Source organism: Herbaspirillum rhizosphaerae (assembly GCF_001189965.1).
Classification (GTDB): domain Bacteria; phylum Pseudomonadota; class Gammaproteobacteria; order Burkholderiales; family Burkholderiaceae_D; genus Herbaspirillum; species Herbaspirillum rhizosphaerae.
Map to the genome: position 1 here is coordinate 209,473 of NZ_LFLU01000002.1, position 24,837 is coordinate 234,309.

The 24,837-nt window shown below is 59.0% G+C and carries 23 protein-coding genes, 1 tRNA gene and 1 other RNA gene; 15 read left to right on the forward strand and 10 right to left on the reverse strand.

Annotated elements, in window-relative coordinates:
- Positions 1-151 precede the first annotated feature (151 nt).
- The 4 genes from AKL25_RS03735 to AKL25_RS23645 all read left to right on the forward strand — a co-directional run bounded on the left by AKL25_RS03735 (position 152) and on the right by AKL25_RS23645 (position 2,990).
- Positions 152-925 (forward strand): SDR family oxidoreductase, encoded by a 774-nt coding sequence (locus AKL25_RS03735; protein ID WP_050476303.1) that lies wholly within the window; start codon positions 152-154, stop codon positions 923-925.
- Positions 926-950: 25 nt separating this feature from the next.
- A complete protein-coding gene (gene fmt, locus AKL25_RS03740; protein ID WP_050476304.1) occupies positions 951-1,904 on the forward strand; it encodes a methionyl-tRNA formyltransferase in 954 nt (317 codons plus the stop codon).
- 32 nt (positions 1,905-1,936) lie between these two features.
- Complete coding sequence (locus AKL25_RS03745; RefSeq protein WP_050476305.1) at positions 1,937-2,842, forward strand: LysR family transcriptional regulator; 906 nt, start codon at positions 1,937-1,939, stop codon at positions 2,840-2,842.
- Positions 2,843-2,904: 62 nt separating this feature from the next.
- Positions 2,905-2,990: non-coding RNA, sX9 sRNA (locus tag AKL25_RS23645), on the forward strand.
- Positions 2,991-3,049: 59 nt separating this feature from the next.
- Here AKL25_RS23645 and AKL25_RS03750 read toward each other — a convergent pair.
- The 4 genes from AKL25_RS03750 to AKL25_RS03765 form a co-directional block, all read right to left on the reverse strand.
- Positions 3,050-3,499: a cupin domain-containing protein gene (locus AKL25_RS03750; protein ID WP_050476306.1), complete on the reverse strand. Its 450-nt coding sequence runs from the start codon at positions 3,497-3,499 to the stop codon at positions 3,050-3,052.
- Between the two features lie 54 nt (positions 3,500-3,553).
- Complete coding sequence (locus AKL25_RS03755; protein ID WP_050476307.1) at positions 3,554-4,165, reverse strand: isochorismatase family protein; 612 nt, start codon at positions 4,163-4,165, stop codon at positions 3,554-3,556.
- Positions 4,166-4,347: 182 nt separating this feature from the next.
- Positions 4,348-5,133, reverse strand: coding sequence for a glycosyltransferase family 2 protein (locus AKL25_RS03760; protein ID WP_050476308.1), 786 nt, complete (start codon positions 5,131-5,133; stop codon positions 4,348-4,350).
- Positions 5,134-5,288: 155 nt separating this feature from the next.
- Positions 5,289-5,852, reverse strand: coding sequence for a phosphorylase family protein (locus tag AKL25_RS03765; protein ID WP_050476309.1), 564 nt, complete (start codon positions 5,850-5,852; stop codon positions 5,289-5,291).
- 162 nt (positions 5,853-6,014) lie between these two features.
- Here AKL25_RS03765 and metH point away from each other — a divergent pair, with 162 nt between their 5' ends.
- The 4 genes from metH to AKL25_RS03785 all read left to right on the forward strand — a co-directional run bounded on the left by metH (position 6,015) and on the right by AKL25_RS03785 (position 12,465).
- Complete coding sequence (gene metH / locus AKL25_RS03770) at positions 6,015-9,761, forward strand: methionine synthase (protein ID WP_050476310.1); 3,747 nt, start codon at positions 6,015-6,017, stop codon at positions 9,759-9,761.
- A 76-nt stretch (positions 9,762-9,837) separates the two neighbouring features.
- Complete coding sequence (locus AKL25_RS03775) at positions 9,838-10,113, forward strand: hypothetical protein (protein ID WP_050476311.1); 276 nt, start codon at positions 9,838-9,840, stop codon at positions 10,111-10,113.
- A gap of 247 nt (positions 10,114-10,360) precedes the next feature.
- A complete protein-coding gene (locus tag AKL25_RS03780; RefSeq protein ID WP_050476312.1) occupies positions 10,361-11,647 on the forward strand; it encodes an MFS transporter in 1,287 nt (428 codons plus the stop codon).
- A 137-nt stretch (positions 11,648-11,784) separates the two neighbouring features.
- Positions 11,785-12,465, forward strand: a complete 681-nt coding sequence (locus AKL25_RS03785; protein ID WP_050476313.1) for a MarC family protein — start codon at positions 11,785-11,787, stop codon at positions 12,463-12,465.
- A gap of 15 nt (positions 12,466-12,480) precedes the next feature.
- Here the strand turns inward: AKL25_RS03785 and AKL25_RS03790 are convergent, their stop codons facing one another.
- The 5 genes from AKL25_RS03790 to AKL25_RS24090 all read right to left on the reverse strand — a co-directional run bounded on the left by AKL25_RS03790 (position 12,481) and on the right by AKL25_RS24090 (position 18,492).
- The gene (locus AKL25_RS03790; protein WP_050476612.1) at positions 12,481-13,095 is read right to left on the reverse strand and encodes an LON peptidase substrate-binding domain-containing protein; all 615 of its coding nucleotides are present in this window, start codon (positions 13,093-13,095) and stop codon (positions 12,481-12,483) included.
- A gap of 55 nt (positions 13,096-13,150) precedes the next feature.
- Positions 13,151-14,704 (reverse strand): SpoVR family protein, encoded by a 1,554-nt coding sequence (locus tag AKL25_RS03795; protein WP_050476314.1) that lies wholly within the window; start codon positions 14,702-14,704, stop codon positions 13,151-13,153.
- Positions 14,701-15,966, reverse strand: a complete 1,266-nt coding sequence (locus AKL25_RS03800; RefSeq protein ID WP_050476315.1) for a YeaH/YhbH family protein — start codon at positions 15,964-15,966, stop codon at positions 14,701-14,703. The genes AKL25_RS03795 and AKL25_RS03800 overlap by 4 nt, the downstream gene beginning before the upstream one ends.
- Positions 15,967-16,187: 221 nt before the next feature.
- Complete coding sequence (locus AKL25_RS03805) at positions 16,188-18,110, reverse strand: PrkA family serine protein kinase (protein WP_050476316.1); 1,923 nt, start codon at positions 18,108-18,110, stop codon at positions 16,188-16,190.
- Between the two features lie 196 nt (positions 18,111-18,306).
- Positions 18,307-18,492 (reverse strand): hypothetical protein, encoded by a 186-nt coding sequence (locus tag AKL25_RS24090; RefSeq protein ID WP_157050475.1) that lies wholly within the window; start codon positions 18,490-18,492, stop codon positions 18,307-18,309.
- A 564-nt stretch (positions 18,493-19,056) separates the two neighbouring features.
- Between AKL25_RS24090 and rpmH the strand changes: the two genes are divergently transcribed.
- From rpmH to mnmE, 5 genes are all read left to right on the forward strand, one after another.
- The gene (gene rpmH, locus AKL25_RS23650; protein WP_006461360.1) at positions 19,057-19,194 is read left to right on the forward strand and encodes a 50S ribosomal protein L34; all 138 of its coding nucleotides are present in this window, start codon (positions 19,057-19,059) and stop codon (positions 19,192-19,194) included.
- A gap of 42 nt (positions 19,195-19,236) precedes the next feature.
- On the forward strand, positions 19,237-19,647 hold the full coding sequence (gene rnpA / locus AKL25_RS03815; RefSeq protein WP_167541851.1) for a ribonuclease P protein component: 411 nt from the start codon (positions 19,237-19,239) through the stop codon (positions 19,645-19,647).
- Positions 19,647-19,916, forward strand: a complete 270-nt coding sequence (yidD, locus tag AKL25_RS23655) for a membrane protein insertion efficiency factor YidD (RefSeq protein ID WP_083444566.1) — start codon at positions 19,647-19,649, stop codon at positions 19,914-19,916. Before rnpA ends, yidD begins: the two co-directional genes overlap by 1 nt.
- 19 nt (positions 19,917-19,935) lie before the next feature.
- Positions 19,936-21,588: a membrane protein insertase YidC gene (gene yidC, locus AKL25_RS03820; protein ID WP_050476319.1), complete on the forward strand. Its 1,653-nt coding sequence runs from the start codon at positions 19,936-19,938 to the stop codon at positions 21,586-21,588.
- A gap of 105 nt (positions 21,589-21,693) precedes the next feature.
- A complete protein-coding gene (gene mnmE, locus AKL25_RS03825) occupies positions 21,694-23,100 on the forward strand; it encodes a tRNA uridine-5-carboxymethylaminomethyl(34) synthesis GTPase MnmE (RefSeq protein WP_050476613.1) in 1,407 nt (468 codons plus the stop codon).
- Between the two features lie 216 nt (positions 23,101-23,316).
- Here the strand turns inward: mnmE and AKL25_RS03830 are convergent, their stop codons facing one another.
- Positions 23,317-23,508: a hypothetical protein gene (locus AKL25_RS03830; RefSeq protein WP_050476320.1), complete on the reverse strand. Its 192-nt coding sequence runs from the start codon at positions 23,506-23,508 to the stop codon at positions 23,317-23,319.
- A gap of 471 nt (positions 23,509-23,979) precedes the next feature.
- Between AKL25_RS03830 and AKL25_RS03835 the strand changes: the two genes are divergently transcribed.
- Both AKL25_RS03835 and AKL25_RS03840 read left to right on the forward strand, forming a co-directional pair.
- Positions 23,980-24,576, forward strand: a complete 597-nt coding sequence (locus AKL25_RS03835; RefSeq protein ID WP_050476321.1) for a nitroreductase family protein — start codon at positions 23,980-23,982, stop codon at positions 24,574-24,576.
- Positions 24,577-24,653: 77 nt separating this feature from the next.
- A tRNA-Asp gene (locus AKL25_RS03840) sits at positions 24,654-24,730 on the forward strand.
- The last annotated feature ends 107 nt before the right edge of the window (positions 24,731-24,837 follow it).

The window sequence follows — 24,837 nt, forward strand, 5'->3', positions numbered from 1 at the left end:
CACCGTACCGAACACGGTCCGTCGCTCGCGAGAGGACGGGCCGTTTTTATTGGCTGTCGCGGTATCTGCGTTGTATTGACGCCGTCTTTATTGTTCCGCCCGCATCATTTCAGTGTTGCGTCATTGTGAACTATCGAACTGAGGGGATTTCATGCAGCGAGTCTTCATCACCGGCGCCTCCAGCGGCATCGGCGCCGCCCTGGCGAAAGCTTACGCGCAGCAGGGCGCCGTGCTCGGCCTGGTCGCGCGCCGCAAGGAAACGCTGGCGCAGATCCGCGCCGGCCTGGCCAACCCCGAACGGCATCACCTCTACGCGCTGGACGTCACCGATCACGCTGCCTTGCATCAGGCCGCACAGGACTTCATCGGCGCGACCGGCGGCGCCGATGTGGTGATCGCCAACGCCGGGGTATCGCAAGGCACGCTGACCGAATATGTCGAAGACATTCCGGTCTTCGAACGCATCATCGCCACCAACGTGACCGCCACCGTCGCCACCTTCCATCCTTTCATCGTCGGCATGAAAGCTTCGCCGCAGCCGCAGCAATGCCGCCTGGTCGGCATCGGCAGCGTCGCCGGCATTCGCGGCCTGCCCGGCGCGGAGGCGTATAGTGCATCGAAGGCTGCGGTGATCAGCTATTGCGAATCGCTGCGCATCGAATTGCGCGCCAGCGGCATCAAGGTCGTGACGATTGCGCCGGGCTACATCGATACGCCGATGACGCAGGTCAATCACTACCGCATGCCTTTCCTGATGCCGGTTGAAAAATTCGCCGTGCAGGCATTGGCGGCCATCGCGGCAGGCGACAGCTATCGCGTGATCCCCTGGCAAATGGGCGTGGTCGCCAAAATGCTGCGCCTGTTGCCCAACAGCGTCTACGACTTTGCGTTTTCCAAAGCGCCGCACAAGAAACGCCATCTTTGAACGAGTCTGATCGAGTAATAACGCCATGAAAATCATCTACGCCGGAACCCCCGAATTCGCCGCCGCTGCGCTCGAAGCGCTGTACGCGGCAGGCCACGACATCACACTGGTCCTGACCCAGCCTGATCGCCCTGCCGGCCGCGGCATGCAGCTGCACGCTTCGCCGGTCAAGCAATGCGCGTTCGCGCACGGCACGCCGGTGGCGCAGCCGGTGTCGCTGCGCCTGGACGGCAAATATCCCGAGGTCGCGCGCGAAGCGCACGAACTGCTGCGCAATACGCCGCACGACATCATGATCGTCGCCGCCTACGGCCTGATCCTGCCGCGCAGCGTGCTGGATATCCCGCGCCTGGGCTGCATCAATATCCATGGTTCCCTGCTGCCGCGCTGGCGCGGCGCGGCGCCGATCCATCGCGCCATCGAAGCGGGCGACAGCGAAACCGGCATCACCATCATGCAAATGGAAGAAGGCCTCGACACCGGACCGATGCTGTTGATGGAAGCCTTGCCGATTGCCGAGGATGACACCACCGGCACCCTGCACGACAAGCTCGCCGCATTGGGTGCGAGGATGATCGTCGATGCCGTGCAAAAACTGGAGCAGGGCCAATTGCCGGCAACGTCGCAACCGGAAGAGGGCGCCAACTACGCCGCCAAAATCAGCAAGGAAGAAGCCGCGCTCGACTTCACCCAAACGGCGCAGGTGCTGGCGCGCAAGGTTCGCGCGTTCAATCCCTTTCCCGGCGCTTCGGCGCAGTTCGGCGACGTCACGGTCAAGCTGTGGCAGGCGCAGGCCGTCGATGAAACGACCTCGGCCGCACCGGGCAGCATCCTCGCCGCCAACGCCCACGACGGCGTCAAAGTGGCTTGCGGCACCGGCGTGCTGCAGATCACGGAACTGCAAAAACCCGGCGGCAAGCGTTTGCCCGCAGCGGAATTCCTCAAGGGATTTCCGCTGGCGGACGGCATATTTCGATAGGTAGTCGAGGCGACCGATAAACAGGGGGATTCATGGACCAACTGGCGGCAATGCGCATCTTCAGACGCGTGGTCGAAAACGGCGGTTTTTCTGCCGCAGCTGATGCGCTGGACATTTCTCATACGGTCGTCTCGCGCCAGGTGCGCCAGCTCGAAGACCTGCTCGGCGCACAATTGCTCAACCGCACCACGCGGCGCTTTTCCCTGACCGAAGTCGGGCAGTTGTACTACCAGCGCTGCATCGACATCATCGATCAGGTGGAAGACGCCACGCGCATCGTGTCGCATCATCAGGCGCGTCCGGCAGGCGTGCTGCGCGTCAATGCGCCGATGGTGTTCGGCACGCTGGAAGTGCCGAACTGGCTGCCGCAATTCATGCAAGCCTATCCCGAGCTGAAGATCGACCTGGTGTGCAACGACCGCTTCGTCGATCTCATCAGCGAAGAGTTCGACGTCGGACTGCGCATCACGCGCAGCCTGCCTGACTCGACCTTGGTCGCCAAACGCCTGGCGACCAGCGACATGGCCCTGGTCGCCTCGCCGGCCTATCTGAAAAAACACGGCGTGCCGCGCGAGCCCGGGGATCTGTTGCAGCACAACTACCTGGCGTATTCGCTGGCGCTGCAGACCACCGAACTGGTGTTCGTCGGACCTGACGGCAAAGAGCAACTGGTGAGCCTGGCCGGCAACGTACAGGCCAACACCGGCCTGATCGTCTGCGCGGCGGCGCGCGCCGGCATGGGCTTGACGGCGTCGGCGACTTTCGTCGTGCATGAGGATATCAAGCGCGGCGACCTGGTGGAGGTCATGCCCGAATACCGGTTGCAGTCGCGCGACCTCTATGTACTGTACCCGCAGAATCATCACCTGTCGCCGAAGGTGCGCGCCTTCGTCGATTTCCTGACGGCGTATTACGCCACGCCGCGCTGGGAGTTCTGAGAACCTGTTTGCGATCTTACTGCGAGGCCATGATCCGGCGTCGGGCGGTGCTCAGAATCCTCATGGTCTCAAGACCACTCCGGTTCTTCCGCTCCGTCCGCCACCGGCTGATGGCCTCTCGCTACAGATCGCAAACAGGTTCTGAGCGGCCGGAAAGCAAAAAGGCTACACCCGCAAAGGTGAAGCCTTTTTTATCGCAATGCGAACTTACTTTTTTTCAACCGGCACCAGGTCGAAATGATTGTCCTGGTATTGGAACAGCAGGCAGTCTTCGGCCTTGGTGCAACCGCTGTAGTGCGGCATGTCTGCCGGCAGGTTGTAGAAAGAACCGGCCGGATACTCAATGCGCTTGCCGTCGATGACCGCATAGAACGTGCCCTTGAGCACGACGGTCGGCAGATTGCGTGTATGCAGGTGATAGGGGTTGTCTTTGCCGGCAGGGAAAATCACGAAGGCGTCATAAGGACCCTTGCCGGTGATGCTGCCGCGCAGGTCTGCAACCTTGATGCCGCCGGTACCCGGCAACTCGCGCCATTTCAGGTCGGCTGCCGGGAAAGAGACCAGCGGCTGCGGGATGGCCTTGGCCGTTTTTGCCACGCTGCTTGTTGCGATACCGGCCGCAGCCAGGAGCAGTAATGCTGTTGCGAGATATTTCATGGTGATGATCCTTAATGTAAGCGTCCAGAAACCGGCGTTGCCGCCGGGTTTGTCTTATTTCACTGCCAATTCGAGAACGGCGTTGGTGCTCAGCACATCGCCGAAGGTATCGGCAACAGTCGTCAGCGCGGTGCGATGCAGGACATCATGGGCAATCACGCCGCCGCCGGGTGCATCGATGTCGCGCGTCGCCGAGGCGTCGGACACGACAATCACGTCATAACCGGCAGGGGCGGCGTCGCGGGCGGCGCCGGCGACGCAAGCGTGCGTCATCAGGCCGCTGATGATCAGCGTCTTGATACCGGCTGCTTTCAGGCGCGCATCGATATCGGTGGTCGGAAACACGCTGACCGAGCTTTTTTGCACCAGGGCATGGTGGGCTGCAGGCTGGATGTCCTTGTGGATGGCAACCGTAGCGCCGTCAACGGCAAAGACCGGTGTGCCGGCTGGCGTGACGTGCTGTACGTGAAACACCGGCATCTTGTGCTGATCGGCGAAAGCGATCAGACGTTTGGCGTTGTTCAGCGCCGCCATGCCGTCGGGAATCGGCATCTTGCCGGTGAAATACTCGTCCTGGAAATCAATCACCAGCAGCGCGGTGCCGGCAGCTTGAAGCGAGACGGGCGCAGAGGCGCCGGCGATGGTGCGAATGGTGGGATGCAACATGCTTTCTTCTCCTGTGGTGATAAGCGACAGGACGAAGAATAAAGGGAGTGCGGTGCGAGCAACAGTAGCGCGAGCTCACAAGATATGTGCGTAATCAGCACATATGGACATCACCGTTGTCCTCGTAGAGATAAACCTGCATGTCGGCTGAGGATGGGATCCTCAGCAAGGACGATAGGGTGTCAGAGCAACTCTTGTGGTAAGTCGAATCCCAGCTGCCTCAGCATGTCTTTCCTGCGGGCTTTGATCGTGTCGTCCGGGATGGGCCATTTCCGATAGATCGACAAGAAATCGAGCGCAATCGAGCCGCTAGCTTTGGCGTCGTTGTTTCTGCTTTCGCCTTCGTTGATATGTACAACGGGGCCGGAAATATTGAGGTGGTTGAAGTCGTGTTTCAACACCAGCGACAGCAGGTAATCCCAGTCTTCGTGGCTGTTCAGATTGGCATCGACACGATGCATCCTGGCCATCGCTGCGGGTAAGATGATGGCGTTGTTGGGGATGAAATTGCAGACCAGCAGCGAACCGATTTCTGTGTCGCCGAGGTGCATTTCGGTCGACGAGATCGTCTGGATTTCTTGTGGCGAACGAAGCTCTTTCAACTGCGTGTAGTTGACGTAATTGACGGCGTCGCTGCGGAAACCGACTGTGTCGGCGATGTCGGCCAGATAGCTCTCGCGGAAACTGTCGTCGTCGTCCAGATAGAGGATGTAGCTGCCCCTGGCATGGTAGACGCCGGCATTGCGGCTCTCCGCCGGGCCCTTGACGTGAGGCAGTACCAGGAAAATATCGTCTTCGCGCAGTAACCGGGCCGCTGCTTCCTTGGTTTCCAGGCTGCCCTCGTCGGTCACCAGGACAATCTCGAAATCGGTGAAGGTCTGGGCGAGCAGCGATCTCAGCGCCCGCGTCAGCGTTTGCGGTCTCTTGTGCGTGGTGACCACAATGGAAAACAGAGGTGTCTTATTCATGACTCAGTTGGGTTGATCTCGGCGAAACCGCATGATGGTGAAAATCCAGTTTCTCACGATTTTTTGTCGTGAATCCTTGCGATTTCAAGGTAAAAGCCGCTGTGTTTATTGGTTTGCTCGCTTTTTGGGAGCGCTCTCATACGTCAACTCACGCGTCAATTCGCCAGAATCCTGTCCAAAGCCTGCCAAAACAGCGCCGCGCCCCGATGCACGTTGTCGTTCCAGTGGTCGGCTGCATCGTCATCGGCGGAATCGGTGATGAACTTGAACGCGCGCCAAGGGACCCCATATCGATGACAGGTGTGGGCGATGGCAAATAGTTCCATATCGACAACATCTACGCCTTGTTCGACCAGCCATGGGTCGCTGGTGGTGACGAAGCTGTCCCCGGTGCCGCAAACGGCGTTGCCGTGGCCGGAGGCGTAACGGCCGGGCTCATCCGACAAGGGCGTGACGCCGCGCGCGGCCAGCGGGATCGCCAGCATGTCGCGCTGGATGACGCCGGCGATGTCGAGCAGGCCGTCCACTGCGGGATTGATCTTGCCGGCAGTGCCGAAGTTGATGATCAACTGAGGCTGACGCTGCAGGATGGCGGCGGTGGCCGTCGCGGCGGCGTTGATCTTGCCGACTCCGGTATAGATGACTTCAACGCCGTCGGGAGCATCGACGGCGTTCAGTTCGGAGGCGAGAGCGGTCAGGATCAGGATTTTCCGGGTCATTGTTCTATAAAAAGGTAACGGCAGATTGGGTAAGTCAGCAGCGGGCCGAACGGGCGTTTCACGTATAATTTCAAGACTTTACCAATTTGATAAACCCGGCATGCTGCGTGACCGGGTTTTTGCATTGGGTTATTGCATTATTTCATACTGAAGAACCGAGCCATGAAGCCAAACGATCTGTGCCAAACCGAACTGCTGTTGCGCGACCTGATGTCGCAGCGCATCCTTATTCTGGATGGCGCGATGGGCACCATGATCCAGCAATACAAGCTGACGGAAGAGGACTATCGCGGCGAGCGCTTCATGGACTTCAGCGTGCCGGGCAAGGAGTTGTTCGTCAAGGGCAACAATGAGTTGCTGAGCCTGACCCAGCCGCACATCATCCAGGAAATCCACGAGAAATACCTGGCGGCCGGCGCCGACCTGATCGAAACCAATACCTTCGGCGCCACCGGCGTCGCACAGGACGATTACCACATGGCGCATCTCGTCTACGAGATGAACGTGCAATCGGCCAGGCTGGCGCGCGCCGCCTGCGACAAGTATTCAACGCCCGACAAGCCGCGCTTCGTCGCCGGCGCGCTCGGGCCGACACCGAAGACCGCCTCCATTTCGCCCGACGTCAATGATCCGGCTGCGCGCAACGTCACCTTCGATCAACTGGTGACTTCGTATCTGGAGCAAACACGCGCGCTGGTCGAAGGCGGGGCCGACGTGCTGCTGGTCGAGACCATTTTCGATACGCTCAATTGCAAGGCCGCCTTGTTTGCGATCGACTTGTTCTTTGAAGAGTCGGGCAAGCGTTTGCCGATCATGATCTCCGGCACCGTCACCGATGCGTCGGGACGTATTCTGTCCGGCCAGACCGTACCGGCATTCTGGCATTCCATCCGCCACGCGCGTCCGCTGACCGTCGGCCTGAACTGCGCGCTGGGCGCAGCGCTGATGCGTCCTTATGCCGAAGAATTGTCCAGGATCGCCGACACCTTCGTCTGCATTTATCCGAACGCGGGTTTGCCTAATCCGATGAGCGACACCGGCTTCGACGAGACGCCCGACGTCACTTCGTCGCTGCTGAAAGATTTCGCCGAAAGCGGTTTCGTCAACGTCGCCGGCGGCTGCTGCGGCACCACGCCTGCGCACATCAAGGCGATCGCCGACACCGTCGCCGCCATCGCGCCGCGTAAGCTCCCGGAAAGCAAGCACGAGATGCTGCTGTCGGGCCTGGAACCGTTCATCATCAACGATGAATCGCTGTATGTGAACGTCGGCGAGCGCACCAACGTCACCGGTTCCAAGGCCTTCGCGCGCCTGATTCTCAACGAGCAGTACGACGAGGCCCTGGCCGTCGCGCGCCAGCAGGTCGAAAACGGCGCCCAGATCATCGACATCAACATGGACGAAGCGATGCTCGATTCGCAGGCGGCCATGACGCGCTTCCTGAACCTGATCGCCTCCGAGCCGGACATCGCGCGCGTGCCGATCATGATCGATTCGTCCAAATGGTCGGTTATCGAAGCCGGTCTCAAATGCGTGCAGGGCAAGGCCATCGTCAACTCGATTTCGATGAAGGAAGGCGAAGAGAAATTCCTGCACGAAGCCAAGCTGTGCCGTCGCTACGGCGCTGCCGTGATCGTCATGGCCTTCGATGAAGTCGGCCAGGCCGACACCTTCGAACGCAAGATCGAAATCTGCGAGCGCGCCTATCGCCTGCTGGTCGACAAGGTCGGCTTCCCGCCGGAAGACATTGTGTTCGACCCGAATATCTTTGCGGTCGCGACCGGTATCGAAGAACACAACAACTACGCCGTCGATTTCATCGAAGCGACGCGCTGGATCCATCAGAACCTGCCCTACGCCAAGATCAGCGGCGGCGTGTCCAACGTCAGCTTCAGCTTCCGCGGCAACGACCCGGCGCGTGAAGCGATTCACACCGTGTTCCTGTATCACGCCATCAAGGCCGGCATGACCATGGGCATCGTCAACGCCGGCATGATAGGCGTCTACGACGACCTGCCTGCCGAGCTGCGCGATGCGGTCGAAGACGTGGTGCTGAACCGCCGTCCGGATGCCACCGAACGCATGATCGAGATCGCCGCCACGCTGAAGGCCGGCGACAAGAAGGAAGAAGCCACGCTGGAATGGCGCAGCGAGCCGGTCGAAAAACGCCTGGCGCATGCGCTGGTGCACGGCATCACGCAATGGATCGTCGAAGACACCGAAGAAGCGCGCCAGAATCTGTTGAAGAGCGGCGGCCGTCCTATCCACGTGATCGAAGGTCCGCTGATGGACGGCATGAACGTGGTCGGCGACTTGTTCGGCCAGGGCAAGATGTTCCTGCCGCAGGTGGTGAAATCGGCGCGCGTGATGAAGCAGGCCGTGGCGCATCTGATTCCCTTCATCGAAGAAGAGAAGCGCCTGATCGAACAGGAAACCGGCGTCGTCGCCAAGCCCAAGGGCAAGATCGTCATCGCCACGGTCAAGGGCGACGTTCACGACATCGGTAAGAACATCGTCTCGGTGGTCCTGCAATGCAACAACTTCGAAGTCGTCAACATGGGCGTGATGGTGCCGTGTTCGCAAATCCTGGCCAAGGCCAAGGAAGAGAACGCCGACATCATCGGCCTGTCCGGCCTGATCACGCCGTCGCTTGAAGAGATGGCCTACGTCGCCAAGGAAATGCAGCGCGACAGCTACTTCAGCGGCGTCAAGATGCCGCTGCTGATCGGCGGCGCCACGACTTCGCGCGCGCATACCGCGGTCAAGATCGCGCCGAATTATTCCGGCCCGGTGGTCTACGTGCCGGATGCTTCGCGTGCGGTTTCGGTGGCGCAATCGTTGTTGACGCCCGAGAGCAAAGATCAGTACATCACCGACATCGAGACAGACTACGAACGCATCCGCGAGCAGCACGCCAACAAGAAGGCGGTGCCGCTGGTGACCATCGCTGCGGCGCGCGACAACAAGATGCAGCTGGAATTCGCACCGGTCAAACCGAAGTTCATCGGCCGTCGCGTGTTCAAGAATGTGGATCTGGCGACGCTGGCCAAATACATCGACTGGGGCCCGTTCTTCCAGACCTGGGATCTGGCCGGTCCGTATCCTGCGATCTTGAAAGACGAAGTGGTCGGCGAGGCCGCCACCAAGGTATTCGAAGAAGCGCAAGCCCTGCTGAAGAAAGTCATCGACGGTCGCTGGCTGACCGCCAACGGCATCGTCTCGCTGCTGCCGGCCAATACCGTCAATGACGACGACATTGAAATCTATACTGACGACACGCGTACGCAAGTTGCACTGACTTACTACGGCGTGCGCCAGCAGACCGAGAAACCGGTGATCGATGGCGTGGCGCGTCCGAACCAGTGCCTGGCCGACTTCATCGCACCGAAGGAATCCGGCATCGCCGACTACATCGGCATGTTCGCGGTGACTTCCGGTCTTGGTATCGAGAAGTACGAGAAACGTTTTGAAGATGCGCATGACGACTATTCCTCGATCATGTTGAAGGCGCTGGCCGATCGTCTGGCGGAAGCCTTCGCCGAGTATCTGCACGAGCGCGTGCGTACCGATTTGTGGGGCTATGTGTCGCAGGAGTCGCTGACTGCTGAAGAGCTGATCAAGGAAAAATACGTCGGCATCCGTCCAGCCGCCGGTTATCCGGCCTGCCCGGAACATACGGTCAAGGCCGAGGCGTTCAAGGTCATGCAATGCGACGAGATCGGCATGACCGTCACCGAGTCGTACGCCATGTTCCCGGGCGCATCGGTGTCGGGCTTTTACTTCGCGCATCCGGAATCGAAGTACTTTGTGGTCGGCAAGATCGGCGACGATCAGGTGACCGACATGGCCGAACGCCGCGGCGTCGCCAAGGAAGACGTGGAGCGCTGGCTGGCGCCGAACTTGTCCTGACGGCTGTTTTTACGTACTCTTTTCTTCGACTTTTTATTTCGTTTCCTTATTTTCATTATTTTCTTTTTCTTGCGCCATGATCGATTCCGCCGACAACGTCACCCACATGTTGCCCGTCACCGGGCCGATGCGCCTGAATTTTCACACCGATCAGCCGGATGCGGCACGGGTATTCGTCGCTGACCTGAACCAGGACCTGCTGGGCGACTGGATCGTCACGCTGAGCTGGGACGGCAAGCCGCAAGTCCGCGGCGGCGGTCGCGTCACGGTGGTCAACGATCAGGAAGCCGGCTTTAAAATGATCCAGAAGATCGCGCAGAAGAAAGAGAAAAGCGGCTATCGTCTGGTGTAATCGATTAACTGATACATGTAGAAAATACGCGGCAATTCATCCCTGAACCATCCCGAAACGCGCAGGCATGTTCCTGCGCGTTTTGCTTTGCAGTCCCCTGCCTGCATCCTTGTTCGTCTCGTGTTAGGCTGTCCTCCGCCGTGCCCGGACGAAAATATTGCCGTATTGATCATCTCAACATGATCGCGCCATCGTCTGTCGCGGCAGGAGACCAGACACATCAATCAACGAGACGGAGAACCCGCGCGTGACTTCCACCCCAGCCGCATCCACCAACTACCCACCGTCGGAAACCGACTCTTCCTACGCCGTCGTGCGCCTGCTGATCACGCTGGTGCTGATGGTCATCGGCGCCAGCGGCATGTATGTCGTGGCCGTCGTGCTGCCGGCGGTGCAGGCGGAATTCGGCGTCGCGCGCGGCGTGGCGTCGATGCCTTATACCTTGTCGATGATCGGCTTCGGCATCGGCGGCATGCTGATGGGCAAACTGGCGGACCGTTTCGGCGTGATGATTCCCTTGCTGGTGGGCGCGGTCTGTCTGGGACTCGGCTTCATCCTCGCCGCCATGGCGCCGAACATTATTGTCTTCACGCTGGCGCACGGTTTGCTGATCGGCTTGTGCGGCAGCTCGGCGACGTTTTCGCCGCTGATCGCCGACACCTCGCTGTGGTTCGTGCGCCGTCGCGGCATTGCCGTGGCCGTCTGCGCCAGCGGCAACTATCTGGGCGGCGCCATCTGGCCGCCTGTCGTGCAACACTTTGTCGAGACGGTCGGCTGGCGTCAGACTTACATCGGCCTGGGCATCGTCTGCTTCATCGTCATGGGCGGCCTTGCCTTGCTGATGCGTCGTCGTCCGCCGATTGCGACCGTGGCGGCTGCGCGCGGCGGCGTCGATCTGTCCTCCGAGCGGCCCTTCGGTTTGCCGATGGGCAAAGCCCAGTTGCTGCTGTGCGTGGCTGGCGTGGCCTGTTGCGTGGCGATGGCGATGCCGCAGGTGCACATCGTTGCGTACTGCGGCGACCTCGGCTACGGCGCCGCGCGCGGCGCGCAAATGCTGTCGCTGATGCTGGCGTGCGGCGTGGTCAGCCGCCTGATCTCGGGGCTGATCTGCGATCGCATCGGCGGCTTGCGCACGCTGTTGCTTGGCTCGGCGTTGCAGGGGATCGCCTTGCTGCTGTTCCTGCCGTTCGACGGACTGGCCTCGCTTTACGTCATCTCAGCATTGTTCGGCTTGTTCCAGGGCGGCATCGTGCCGTCCTACGCGATCATCGTGCGCGAGTATTTCCCGGCGCGCGAAGCCGGCGGCCGGGTCGGCGCCGTCATCATGTGCACCATGCTGGGCATGGCGCTGGGCGGCTGGATGTCGGGCCAGATCTTCGATCTGACCGGCTCGTATCACGCCGCCTTCCTCAACGGCATCGTCTGGAATCTGCTCAACCTGAGCATCGGCTTTTTCTTGCTGCGCCGGACATTGCGCAAGCACGATGGCGGCAATAGCAGCAACAGCGGCAGCCTGCAAGGCGCAAGCGCGTAAGCACAAAGACACGCAAGCGGTCGCACGGACATATTGGTTTGATTTAGCGGAGCGCCTGCATTACGCTATCGGCATTGCAGGCAGCCGCCTGCGAGCGTTTGTCTTTTTCGCTGGCCGCCGCGCCGGAAAGCTCCACCATGCTGATCATTTTTCTCAAGGCCGTCCTGCTGATACCGGTGACCTTGCTGCCGATCCTCAATCCTTTCGGGATTGCGCCGGTCTTCGCCAATCTGCTCGGCGACGTGCCGCGCCAGGTCGAGAATCGCGTCGCGCGCCAGGTGGCGATCAATTGCTGGTTCTTGCTGGTCGGTGCGATTTTCATCGGCTCGCACGTGCTGAGCTTCTTCGGCATCTCGCTGCCCATCGTGCGCATCGGCGGCGGGATTCTGGTGGCGGTGTCGGGCTGGCGTTTGTTGAGCGACAACGAGCAAGAGTCATCGATCAAGACGCAGGTCGCCAAAACCTACGATGATGAATCCAATGAAGAATTGAAGGCGCGCAGTTTCTATCCGATCAGCTTCCCATTGACGGTCGGTCCCGGCACGATTGCCGCTTCCATCACACTTGGCGCAAACACGCCGGCACGGCTGGTGGACTGGGTCATGTCGATCGGCAGCGCCGCGCTGGGATCGGCCTTGACGGTGCTGGTGGTGTATCTGTGCTATCGCTCGGCCAACAAGATCGTCAGTCTGCTCGGACGGCTGGGCACCATGGTGGTGTTGCGTCTGTCCGCGTTCATCTTGTTGTGCATCGGGATACAGATTTTCTGGTCCGGCTTCACCGGCTTGCTGGTCGAAACCGGATTGATGCCACCCTGAACGGGCCAAGAAACTTCAGTGCAGCAGGCCGCGCTCGCCGAGCAGATCCTGCACCAGTTCCAGCCGCAGCACGGGATTGTCGAGTGCCAGCAGGTTTTGCTTTTGCTCCACGCTCATCGGCAGCATTTCGCTCCAGCGATTGGCGACCCAGCCGCAGTCGTCCAGCCGGTAAGGCGCCGCGACCGGGATCTCGCTTTCCGGAATCGCATGGTTCTTCAGCGACGCCAACAAATTCATCAGCGCCGTCACGGTGTTTTGCAATTCTTCCGGCACGGCCACGGCCTGGTCTTTTTCCAGCGGTTCGACCTGCGCCATCCACAAGCCGTGCTTGAGTTGCTCCTTGGACGTCACGCGAAAACGCGTGGTGCCGCTGCAGGAAATACGCAGCAGGCCCTGCACCGGCGCCGACCATTCATTGATATGCGCCAGCGTGCCGACGGACACGAAGGTTTCCACCTGGCCGGGCCGGCGCACTTCATTGCCCGAGGTCAGCGCCACCACGCCAAACGAGGTGCCGTTGGCGATGCACTTGTTGATCATGTCCAGATAACGCACTTCAAAGATCTGCAAGGGCAGGCGGCCGTCCGGAAAAAGGGCGGAACCCAGCGGAAAAAGCGGGATGGTGTTCATGAACTGGATTTGCCGGATGATGTTCAAAGGTCACCTGTGTGCGCTGGATAGTCGCCTAAGTGCGCAAAACGTAGCGGTTTTCGCTGATGCATTCGTAACGCTGCACGATGTAGCCGTTGTCGTCCACGCTTTCCAGATAGACATCGAATTGCCACAGCCGCGCCATGTGGCGCAGGACTTCATTGGTGCTGTCCCCTAGCGAGCGGCCGTCGCTGCGGAAATGCCGCAAGGTCAGGCTGCGGTTGCCGCGCGTATTGACCGACCACACCTGGATGTTGGGTTCGCGGTGGTTGATATCGTACTGGCGCGACAGGGCTTGCCGCACGTACTGATAGCCGCTTTGATTGTGGATCGCCGAAACTTCCAGTTCGCTGCGGCTTTCGTCGTCGAGCACCGCAAACATGCGCATGTCGCGCATCAGTTTGGGCGACAGGTATTGCGCGACGAAACTCTCGTCCTTGAAATTGCGCATGACGTAGTGCAGCGTATCCAGCCAGTTGCTGCCGGCCATGTCGGGAAACCATTCGCGGTCTTCGTCGGTCGGGTTTTCGCAGATGCGGCGGATATCGCTCATCATCGAAAAGCCCAGCGCGTAAGGATTGATGCCGTTGTAATACGGCTTGGTGATCGGCGGCTGGAACACCACGTTGCTGTGCGAATGCAGGAACTCCATCATGAAGCCGTCGGTCAGCTTGCCCTGGTCGTACATGGTGTTGAGCAGGGTGTAATGCCAGAACGTCGCCCAGCCTTCGTTCATGACCTGGGTTTGCCGCTGCGGGTAAAAATACTGGCCGACCTTGCGCACGATGCGGATGACTTCGCGCTCCCACGACTCCAGCAGCGGCGCATTCTTTTCGGCGAAATACAAAAGGTTTTCCTGCGGTTCCGGCGGGAAACGTTCTTCGACTTGCGTGGCGGCGGTTTCTTTCTTCGCCGGCAAGGTCCGCCACAGTTCATTGACTTGCGATTGCGCATAGGCTTCGCGCTCGCGCTGCTGCGCGCGCTCCTGGGCGAGCGACATGCGCTGCGGGCGTTTGTAGCGGTCGACGCCGTAGTTCATCAGGGCGTGGCAGGAATCCAGCAGCTCTTCGACGCGGTCGAAGCCGTAGCGCTCTTCGCATTCAGCGATGTAGCCTTTGGCATAGACCAGGTAGTCGATGATCGCGCTGGCATCGGTCCACAGCTGGAACAGGTAGTTGCCCTTGAAAAAGGAATTGTGCCCGTACGCCGCGTGCGCCACCACCAGCGCCTGCATCGTCATCGTGTTTTCTTCCATCAGATACGCGATGCAGGGATTGGAGTTGATCACGATTTCATAAGCCAGGCCCATCTGGCCGCGCTTGTAGTCGCGCTCGGTCGACAGGAAATGCTTGCCGAACGACCAGTGGCGGTAATTCACCGGCATGCCCGAGGAGGCATAGGCATCCATCATCTGCTCGGCGGAAATGATCTCCAGCTGGATCGGATAGATATCCAGCTTGTAGCTTGCCGCCACCTTGGCGATCTCTTCGTTGTAGCGTTCGATCAGCTCGAAGCTCCAGTCCGACGGGCAAGGCAGGGGATCATGTTTGGTAGGCGGCGTGAGCGGCGTATTCAGTCGCGTATTCATGCATGGACCTGCTTTTCAAAAAGTTCGCGGAAGACCGGATAGATTTCAGCCGCCGATTGCACTTTCTTCATCGCAAAATGGGGATGCTCGGACAGCAACTGGGTGTATTCCGTCCACAGATTCTGTTCCGGCTCGGCCACCTGGATATAGGCGAAGTAGCGGCACATCGGCAGGATTTCCTGTTCCAGAATGGCGCGGCACTTCGGTGAATCGTCGTTCCAGTTGTCGCCGTCGGAGGCTTGCGCGCCGTAGATGTTCCATTCGCCGGAGGGATAGCGTTCCTTGATGATCTGCTGCATGAGTTCCAGCGCACTCGACACCACGGTGCCGCCGCTTTCCTGCGAGTGGAAGAAGGTGTCTTCATCGACTTCGTCGGCGCGCGTGTGATGGCGGATGAAGACCACTTCGATATGTTCGTAATTGCGCGTCAGGAACAGATACAGCAGGATGAAAAAACGCTTCGACAAATCCTTGCGCTGCTCATCCATCGAACCCGACACGTCCATGACGCAAAACATCACGGCGCGGCTCGACGGTTGCGGCTGGCGCACGCGGTTGACGTAGCGCAGGTCGAACGGATCAATAAACGGGATGCGCCAGATGCGGCCCTTGAGATGATGGATTTCTTCTTCCAGCAGCAGGATTTCCGGGCGCCTGTCGTCGGGATCCTTCTTCATGTCGCACAATTGCTCTTCCAGCTCGCGCAGCTTGGCCACCAGCGGGCCGCCCAGCGCAATACGCCGGCCCAGCGAGCTGCGTAGCGAACGCACGATGTCGATGTTGGCGGGAGAGCCGTCGACCGAATAACCGGCGCGCATGTTCTTCCAATTGGGAATCGACATGAGGTTGGTCTGGATCAGGCGCGGCAACTCCAGGTCTTCGAAGAAGTACTGCATGAATTCTTCGCGCGACAATTCGAAGGTGAATTCGTCCTGGCCTTCGCCCTCATTGCTGGCGGTGCTGCCGCCGTCGCCGGAACCGCCGCTGCGGCGCGGGATGCGGTCGCCCTGCAGGTAGTCCTGGTTGCCGGGATGCACGATTTCACGCTTGCCGCCGCGGCCGTGATGGAAGGCCGGTTCGGAAATATCCTTGCGTGGAATGCTGATGCTCTTGGAGCTTTCGATGTCCTTGATGCTGCGATCGCGCACCGCTTCGGTAACGGAACGCCGGATATCGCTGCGAAAACGGCGTAGAAACCGTTCCCGGTTGGCGATGCTTTTATTCTTGCCAGCTAGCCTACGGTCGATGATCTGATGAAGCAAATCCGTTCTCCTGCTGGTGAGAATCTGTTTTGGATCCTACTGCGAGGCCATGATCCGATGCCGTACGATGCTCGGAATCCTCATGTACTTAAGTACACTCCGGTATCCCGTGCTCCGGTCGTCATCGGCTGATGGCCTCTCGCTACGGATCGAAAACAGATTCCGAAGGCAGATTGCCATTTAAATGCCGTTGCATTTCCTGGGCAAGCCGCTCCCTTATTTCAAGAGGATTTGCGCACGCGCAAATACCATTCGCACAGCAGCCGCACCTGCTTCGGTGTGTAGCCTTTGCTGACCATGCGATTGACGAAGTCTTCGTGCTTTTGCATTTCCTCGGTCGAACCCTTGGCGTTGAAGGAGATCACCGGCAACAGGTCCTCGGTGTTGGAGAACATCTTCTTCTCGATCACCACGCGCAGTTTTTCGTAACTGGTCCACAGCGGGTTCTTGCCGCCGTTGTTCACGCGTGCGCGCAGGACGAAGTTGACGATCTCGTTGCGGAAGTCCTTCGGATTGCTGATGCCGGCCGGTTTCTCGATCTTTTCCAGCTCCGCGTTCAGCGATGCGCGGTCGAAACTCTCGCCGGTATCGTGATCGCGGAATTCCTGGTCCTGGATCCAGAAGTCGGCGTAGGTGACATAGCGGTCGAACACGTTCTGGCCGTATTCGGAATACGACTCCAGGTAAGCGGTCTGAATTTCCTTGCCGATGAATTCCGCATAGCGCGAGGCCAGCGTGTCCTTGACGAAGGACAGGTATTTTTGCTCCTGTTCGGGCGGGAATTGCTCGCGCTCGATCTGCTGCTCCAGTATGTACATCAGGTGCACCGGATTGGCGGCGATTTCGGTGGTGTCGAAGTTGAACACGCGCGACAGGATCTTGAACGCGAAGCGCGTCGAGATGCCGGTCATGCCTTCGTCGACGCCGGCGTAGTCGCGGTATTCCTGATACGACTTGGCCTTGGGATCGGTGTCTTTCAGGTTCTCGCCGTCATACACCTGCATCTTGGAAATCAGGCTGGAGTTTTCCGGTTCGCCCAGGCGTGTGAGGATGGAGAACTGCGCCATCATTTTCAGCGTTCCCGGCGCGCAAATAGCCTTGGCCAGCGAGGAAGTGCGCAGCAATTTATCGTAGATGCGGATTTCTTCCGACACGCGCAGGCAATACGGCACCTTGACGATATAGATACGGTCGAGCAGCGCTTCGTTGTTCTTGTTGTTGCGGAAGGCTTTCCACTCCGATTCGTTGGAGTGGGCCAGGATGACGCCGTCGAAGGGAATCGCGCCGAAACCTTCGGTGCCCTTGAAGTTGCCTTCCTGGGTCGCGGTCAGCAGCGGATGCAAGACCTTGATCGGCGCCTTGAACATTTCGACGAATTCCAGCAAGCCCTGGTTCGACAGGCACAGGCCGCCGGAGTAGCTGTAGGCGTCGGCGTCGTCCTGCGAGTATTGCTCGAGCTTGCGGATGTCGACCTTGCCGACCAGCGTGGAAATGTCCTGGTTGTTTTCGTCGCCCGGCTCGGTCTTGGAAATCGCGATCTGGCGCAGGATCGACGGATAGCGTTTGACCACGCGGAACTGGCGGATGTCGCCGTTGAACTCGTGCAGGCGCTTGACGGCCCATGGGCTCAGGATGGATTTGAGGTAGCGGCGCGGAATGCCGAACTGCTCTTCCAGGATTTGTCCGTCTTCTTCGTAATCGAACAAGCCCAGCGGCGATTCATTGACCGGCGAACCTTTGATCGAATAGAAGGGGATGTGCTCCATGAGCTGTTTGAGGCGCTCGGCGATGGACGACTTGCCGCCGCCGACCGGACCCAGCAGATACAGAATCTGCTTCTTTTCTTCCAGGCCTTGCGCGGCATGGCGGAAGTAGGCGACCACTTGTTCGATGACTTCTTCCGCGCCGTAGAATTCTTTGAAGGCGGGATAGACCTTGATCACCTTGTTGGCGAACAGCCGGGACAAACGGGGATCTTCGCGAGTGTCGACCTTCTCGGGTTCGCCAATCGCCATCAGCATGCGTTCTGCGGCCGATGCATACACAGCTGGGTCGTTCTTGCAAAGACTCAGGTATTCTTCGAGCGAAAATTCTTCTTCTCTGGTTTTGTCAAAGCGACTCGCAAAGCTGCTGTAGATATCCATACCACCTCCGTAACTTCAATGAGACAACAAATTGCAAATTGAATACGTGCGTTATGTTCTTAGATTTATCGACCGCGTTTCCTGAGTACTGTTGCTGATCATTTTCACTATCGTGCGCGCGTTTGAATTTTTCAACTTTGCACATCTGTGAACTTCGACCAAAAAATCAAATTTTCGTTTTTATTCTATTCCTTTTTTACAGAAGCAATGTGGCACGTTTTGTTTCAGCGTACTGCGAAATCATTTTCCTATATTCAAAAGCACCCGGCGTTTTGCCAGCCATCTTTTCGATATGCCAAAGCACCTGTTCTTTGTGTGGGATTTTGGTGTTGGTCCCTGTTCCTTCAATGGTTGAACGAGAACGCCGGTTGACCTTGCCCAAAGATTTGTCCGGCAGCCGCGCAGGCGAATCGGCGCGGGGCCGGCGGGCGACTTTTTGGTCTCTTTTTGCGAGGCTTTGTGATGTGTTAGCGCAATGCAAGTTTGATGCCGGGTGGTTGTGGCGACGGCGATGCGGTGCGTCTGCGTCTCGCCGGGGTTTTGAAAGTTGCCGGATCGCATGCTGCGTGTTTGTTGCTTTCTTGCCATGTGACCTGGGCACAACGGCGTCGGCGATATGCCTTGGTTATGTATTTTGTCTTTCTGATAGCAAAAAAATGATCTTTCTCTGGGAATGCGTCGCTTATTGTCGCCGTCGGGGCAGGGGGCAGTCATCCTAGGGGCGTCTCGCGGAAAGACGCAAAGTAGATAAGTCATTGACAAACAAGTGAAAAATGCAGTCTAATTCAGGGTTCACCATCCGTTGAATTGCGTTCGTGCTGTGGCCTTGCGGTTTCGGCTCTCAAATGCCTCTCTGATATTTGAAGAGGCACGCGCAGAAAAACAGAAATTCCGCGGAGATTCCGAAGTATTTTTGCCGATTATTGATTAAGTAAGCGAGTCCAACATGAAACGTACCTACCAACCTTCCGTCGTGCGTCGTAAGCGTACTCACGGTTTCCGCGCACGCATGGCAACCCGTGGTGGCCGCGCTGTGATCAACGCACGCCGCGCCAAGGGCCGCAAGCGTCTGGCAGCGGTTTAATACCTGCTCCATACAACGCCAGAAAAGTGCGCTGCTGTTTGTGTGACAGGCGATTCTTCCTATCTCTACTCACGCGATCAGCGAATCGTTAAAACGGATGAGTTTTCATCCGTTTTTCGTTTGCGACCGGTGTATCGTACAGCGCATTTCGTACTGTATGCCCGCAACAACGACTTGCCGCTAGCCCGTCTGGGTGTCGTCGCCGCCAAACGCATGGCGCCGCGCGCGGTCACCCGGAACACGATCAAACGCGTTACCCGCGAGTTGTTCCGGCAAACGGCATTGGCATTGCCCCAGGTAGATTGCATTGTGCGTTTGTCGAAGCCGGTCAACAGCAAGAGCGGGCCGGCGACCAACGCGAAACTGAAAGCGGAATTGCGCGAAGAGCTGTCACAGTTGTTCACCTTTTTGCTGAACGCGACAGCCTTTGCCGGGAAGCCAGGAAATAAGTGATGAAAACGCCTTTACTCCTGCTGTTACGCGCCTACAAGCTGGGAGTCAGCCCCTATCTCGGGCAGAATTGCCGTTTCTATCCCAGCTGTTCGGACTATGCAGCAGAAGCCATTCGCCGCCACGGCGCATGGAAAGGCAGCGTGCTTGCCGGCAAACGCCTGTGCAAGTGCCATCCCTGGCATCCAGGCGGACTCGACCCCGTGCCCGACTCTACCACCCCAGATTCTTCCTCTCCTACTGTAACCGCTGGCGGTTGCAGCCACTCCTGATTTATTGGTCAATACTCTTATGGATATCAAACGTACCGTCCTGTGGGTTGTCTTCTCGTTTTCCCTGTTGTTGCTTTGGGACAGCTGGCAACGCCATAACGGCAAGCCGTCGATGTTTTTCCCGACGGCAACCCAAGAGGCGACACCGGCCGCTGCCGGCGCTGACCCGTCCAAATCGCCTGTGCCGCAAGTCGCCGGCGCTGCTGGTACAACTGCCGGCGCAGCGGATGTTGCCGGTGGCCTGCCGGCTGCTAAGGGTGAGACCATCACCATCACGACCGATGTCGTCAAGGCGGACATCGACACCGTCGGCGGCGAGCTCAAGCGTCTGGAACTGTTGAAACACCGCGACACCGTCGACCCGACCAAGAACCTGGTCCTGTTCGACTCCAGCGCCGGCCACACCTATCTGGCCGAATCCGGCCTGATCGGCGGCCAGTTCCCGACCCACAAGTCGATCTTCACCGCCAAGCCGGGCGCACGCGCGCTGGACAACGGCAATGAAGTCCAGCTGGTGCTGGAAGCGCAGGAAAACGGCGTCAAGCTGACCAAGACCTACACCTTCAAGCGCGGCGACTACGTCATCGACCTGAAGCACACCGTCACCAACGACAGCGCTGCCGCGATCACGCCATCGCTGTACCTGCAACTGGTGCGCGACGGCAACAAGCCGGGCGGCGAATCGCATTTCTACAGCACCTTTACCGGTCCTGCGGTCTACACCGATGCCGAAAAATTCCAGAAGCTGACCTTCGAGAAGATCGAAGAAGGCAAGGAACAGCACGCCAACAAGTCCGACAACGGCTGGATCGCGCTGGTGCAGCACTATTTCGTCTCGGCCTTCATCCCGCCTGAAAAAGCGCAGCGCGACATCTTCACCAAGAAGATCGGCACCAACCTGTACGCAGTCGGCAATATCCTGCCGCTGGGCACGGTTGCTCCGGGCGCCAGCGTCACCATGGACGCGCGCCTGTACTCCGGTCCGCAAGAATCTTCCGTGCTGGAAAAGACTACGCCAGGCTTGGAACTGGTCAAGGATTACGGCTGGCTGACCATCATCGCCAAGCCGATCTTCTGGCTGATGATCCACATCCATGCCTACGTCGGCAACTGGGGCTGGACCATCATTCTGCTGACCATGCTGATCAAGGCGGTGTTCTTCCCATTGTCGGCTGCCAGCTATCGCAGCATGGCCAAGATGAAGGCCGTTACGCCGAAGATGACCGCGATCCGCGAGCGTCACAAGGGCGATCCGCAAGCCATGAACCGCGAAATGATGTCGCTGTACAAGACCGAAAAGATCAACCCGCTCGGTGGCTGTCTGCCGATCGTGATTCAGATCCCGGTGTTCATTTCGCTGTACTGGGTGCTGCTGGCCAGCGTTGAAATGCGCGGCGCGCCATGGCTGGGCTGGATCCACGATCTGACCGCGCCTGATCCGTTCTACATCCTGCCGGTGCTGATGGCTGTATCGATGTTCATCCAGACCAAGCTCAACCCGACGCCTCCGGATCCGGTGCAAGCCAAGGTCATGATGTTCATGCCTATCGTGTTCTCGGTGATGTTCTTCTTCTTCCCGTCCGGCCTCGTGCTGTACTGGGTCGTGAACAACGTCCTGTCGATCACGCAGCAATGGGTCATCACCAGAAAGCTGCAGGCAGGCAAGGCTTAACGACCTGATTGTGAGTCACTTGTTAGTCGAAAAAGCCCGTGGCATGATTTTCACGGGCTTTTTTTTCGTCTTTGTTTTCCTCTTTTTTGAAAAGCAGTGCGCATCATGACTCTCGACACCTCTCCCATCGCCGCCATCGCCACCGCTCCGGGACGCGGCGGCATCGGCGTGGTCCGCATCTCCGGCAAGAACCTGTGGCCCGTGGTCCAGGCGATTTGCGGCAAGGACGAAAGCTCGCTGACGCCGCGCCAGGCGATCTATCTGCCGTTCAGGCGTGCCGACGGCAGCGCGATCGATCAGGGGTTGGCGATCTATTTCAAGGCGCCGCATTCCTATACCGGCGAAGACGTGCTGGAGTTGCAAGGCCACGGCGGCCCGGTGGTCATGCAGATGCTGCTGGCGCGCTGCCTCGAAGCCGGCACCGGGATTGGTCTGCGCCTGGCGGAGCCGGGCGAATTCACGCAACGCGCCTTCCTCAACGACAAGCTCGATCTGGCGCAGGCGGAAGCGGTTGCCGATCTGATCGAAGCGTCTACTGAAGCCGCTGCCAAGTCGGCCTCGGAATCCTTGTCCGGCGCTTTCTCCAAAGTGATCCACGATCTGGTGAACAAGGTCACCAACCTGCGCATGCTGGTGGAGGCGACACTGGATTTCCCGGAAGAAGAAATCGACTTCCTCGAACAGTCCGACGCGCGCGGCCAGCTCGCCGCGATCCGCGCCACGCTCGACGATGTCTTCATGCATGCCTCGCAGGGCGCCTTGCTGCGCGACGGTCTCAATGTCGTGCTGGCAGGCAAGCCGAACGTCGGCAAGTCGTCGCTGCTGAATGTACTGGCCGGTTCCGATGTCGCCATCGTGACGCCGATCGCCGGCACCACGCGCGACAAGGTCACCGAGACGATCCAGATCGAAGGCATGCCGCTCAACATCATCGATACTGCCGGTATCCGTGAAACCGGCGAGGACGGCAGCGGTCCCGACGAAGTCGAGCGCATCGGCATCGAACGTACCTGGGGCGAGGTCGCAAAAGCAGACGTCATCCTGCACATGCTCGACGCCGATCACGGGCCGACACTGGAAGACGAAAAGATCACCGAGCGTTTTCCGGACGGCATTCCCGTCATCCGTATCTGGAACAAGATCGACCGTTCCGGGCACAAGCCGGGCGTCGATCAGATGTCCGACGCCACGCATATCTATTTGTCGGCCATTGATCATCTCGGCATCGATCTGTTGCGCGGAGAACTGCTGCGCATCGCCGGCTGGCAGCAGACGGTGGAGTCGCGCTACCTGGCGCGCGAGCGCCATCTGATTGCCCTGAAGGCGGCGCGCGAATATCTGGAAAGCGCCGCCGCGCACGCGTCCGTCGACAACCAGGCCAGCGACAAATCGCTCGATCTGTTTGCGGAAGAGTTGCGCCTGGCGCAGGAACGTTTGAGCAGCATTACCGGCAAGTTCACGCCGGACGATTTGCTGGGCGTGATCTTTTCTCGCTTCTGTATCGGCAAGTAATTCCGAAGACGTGATGCGCTACCTGCGGGGGAGTATGTGAGACACGATCCTGTAACGGATGTTACAGGGTGTAAAAACGATAGAAGGGCGGGTGAGGGGACGGTATCTTGAGCACTCCCTCCCCTCCAATTCATCACCCCCCTGAGGATTGGATTTAACCCGCAAGCCGCAAGGCCTGCGGGTTTTTTTATGCCGGGATGTTTTGCCCAGCTGCCGTCAGACTTCTTCGGTACGGTCGTGCGGCGCAGTCTGCAAGATCGCCGACGGCGGATACAACTGCATGGCGTTGTGCAATTTGCCGATGGCGCGGCACATGTCTTCAAAGCCGCTGGCCTCCACCTTCGATTTGAACTGGTAGATGGTGCCGTCGACCCAGACTTCGCGCTCGGCTTCTCTGAGGATGTTCATGGGTTTGTCTCCGTATGTTTTTTATATGCTCAGAGCTTAGCATGGCGCGCCGGAAACGCAAGCCGGAAGCGGGTTGCAGCGCAGTAGTTTCTTGTTGCAATACCTTGACGGCGCTTAGCAGGTTTTGTTTGTACAGTCGCACGACGATGAATGCTTGTTGGAAGGAATGGTCATGCGACGTCTCGGTTTGCTGGTTGGATCCCTGGTCTTGTTGTTTTCGCTGGGAGGCTGCGTCTGCGCGCCGTGGCTGTGCGGTCCCGGCCCGGGCGGCTGGGGTGGAGGCGGCGGCCCCCGTGGCGGTGGCGACGGGCCGGGACCGCGTTGAAGCCGGCATCTGCCGTGCATTTGATGCACGACATGGCGCGGCGCCCAGGCAGATCCGGGGCGCGCTCTGCAGACCGGAAAAACACCTGCTAAGATGCCCGTCTGCTCGTTTTGCAGAGCAACATATTTCACTCATCTGGAGCCACAATGTCGCAAACCAACCCACGCGTTGCCGATCATCCTATCGATCCCCAATTCCTGAATCGCTGGTCGCCGCGCGCCTACACCGGCGCCGATATTTCCGAAGAAACGGTGTTGACCTTTCTGGAAGCCGCACGCTGGGCGCCCTCGGCCTACAACTCGCAGCCATGGCGTTTCGTCTTCGCCCGTCGCGGCACGCCGCAATGGGACAGCCTGCTGGGCCTGCTGAACGAATTCAACCGCGGCTGGGCGGAGAAGGCATCGGTGCTGATCATCGTATTGTCCAAGACCACCATGATCCCGCCAGGCACAACGACACCGGTTCCTGCAGGCACGCACGCATTCGACACCGGCTCGGCCTGGGCCTATCTGGCGTTGCAAGCGAGCTTGTCCGGTTGGCACGCGCATGCGATGGCCGGCTTCGATAAAGAAAAGTCGCGCATCGAACTGGGCGTCCCTGCGGAATACTCGATCGAAGCCGCCGTGGCGATCGGCAAACTGGGCGACAAATCGATCCTGCCGGAAGGTCTGCAAGCCCGTGAACTGCCCGGCCCGCGCGAGCCGCTGAGCAAATTGGCGTTCGAAGGCAAATTTCAGGATTAATTTGTAGAAAAGTACTGGAATTCCTGGGAAAGCTCCGCTATAATTGCGGTCTTTCAGCGAGACTGAAAACCAAATCTGGAGTGGTAGTTCAGTTGGTTAGAATACCGGCCTGTCACGCCGGGGGTCGCGGGTTCGAGCCCCGTCCGCTCCGCCAAAACACAAACGCCTGCGCAAGCAGGCGTTTTTGTTTGTATCGTCACTTTTTTCCCGAAGGGAAAACGAATTAGCGGAGCGGAGAGAGCCGCCTGCGCGGCTCTCGGC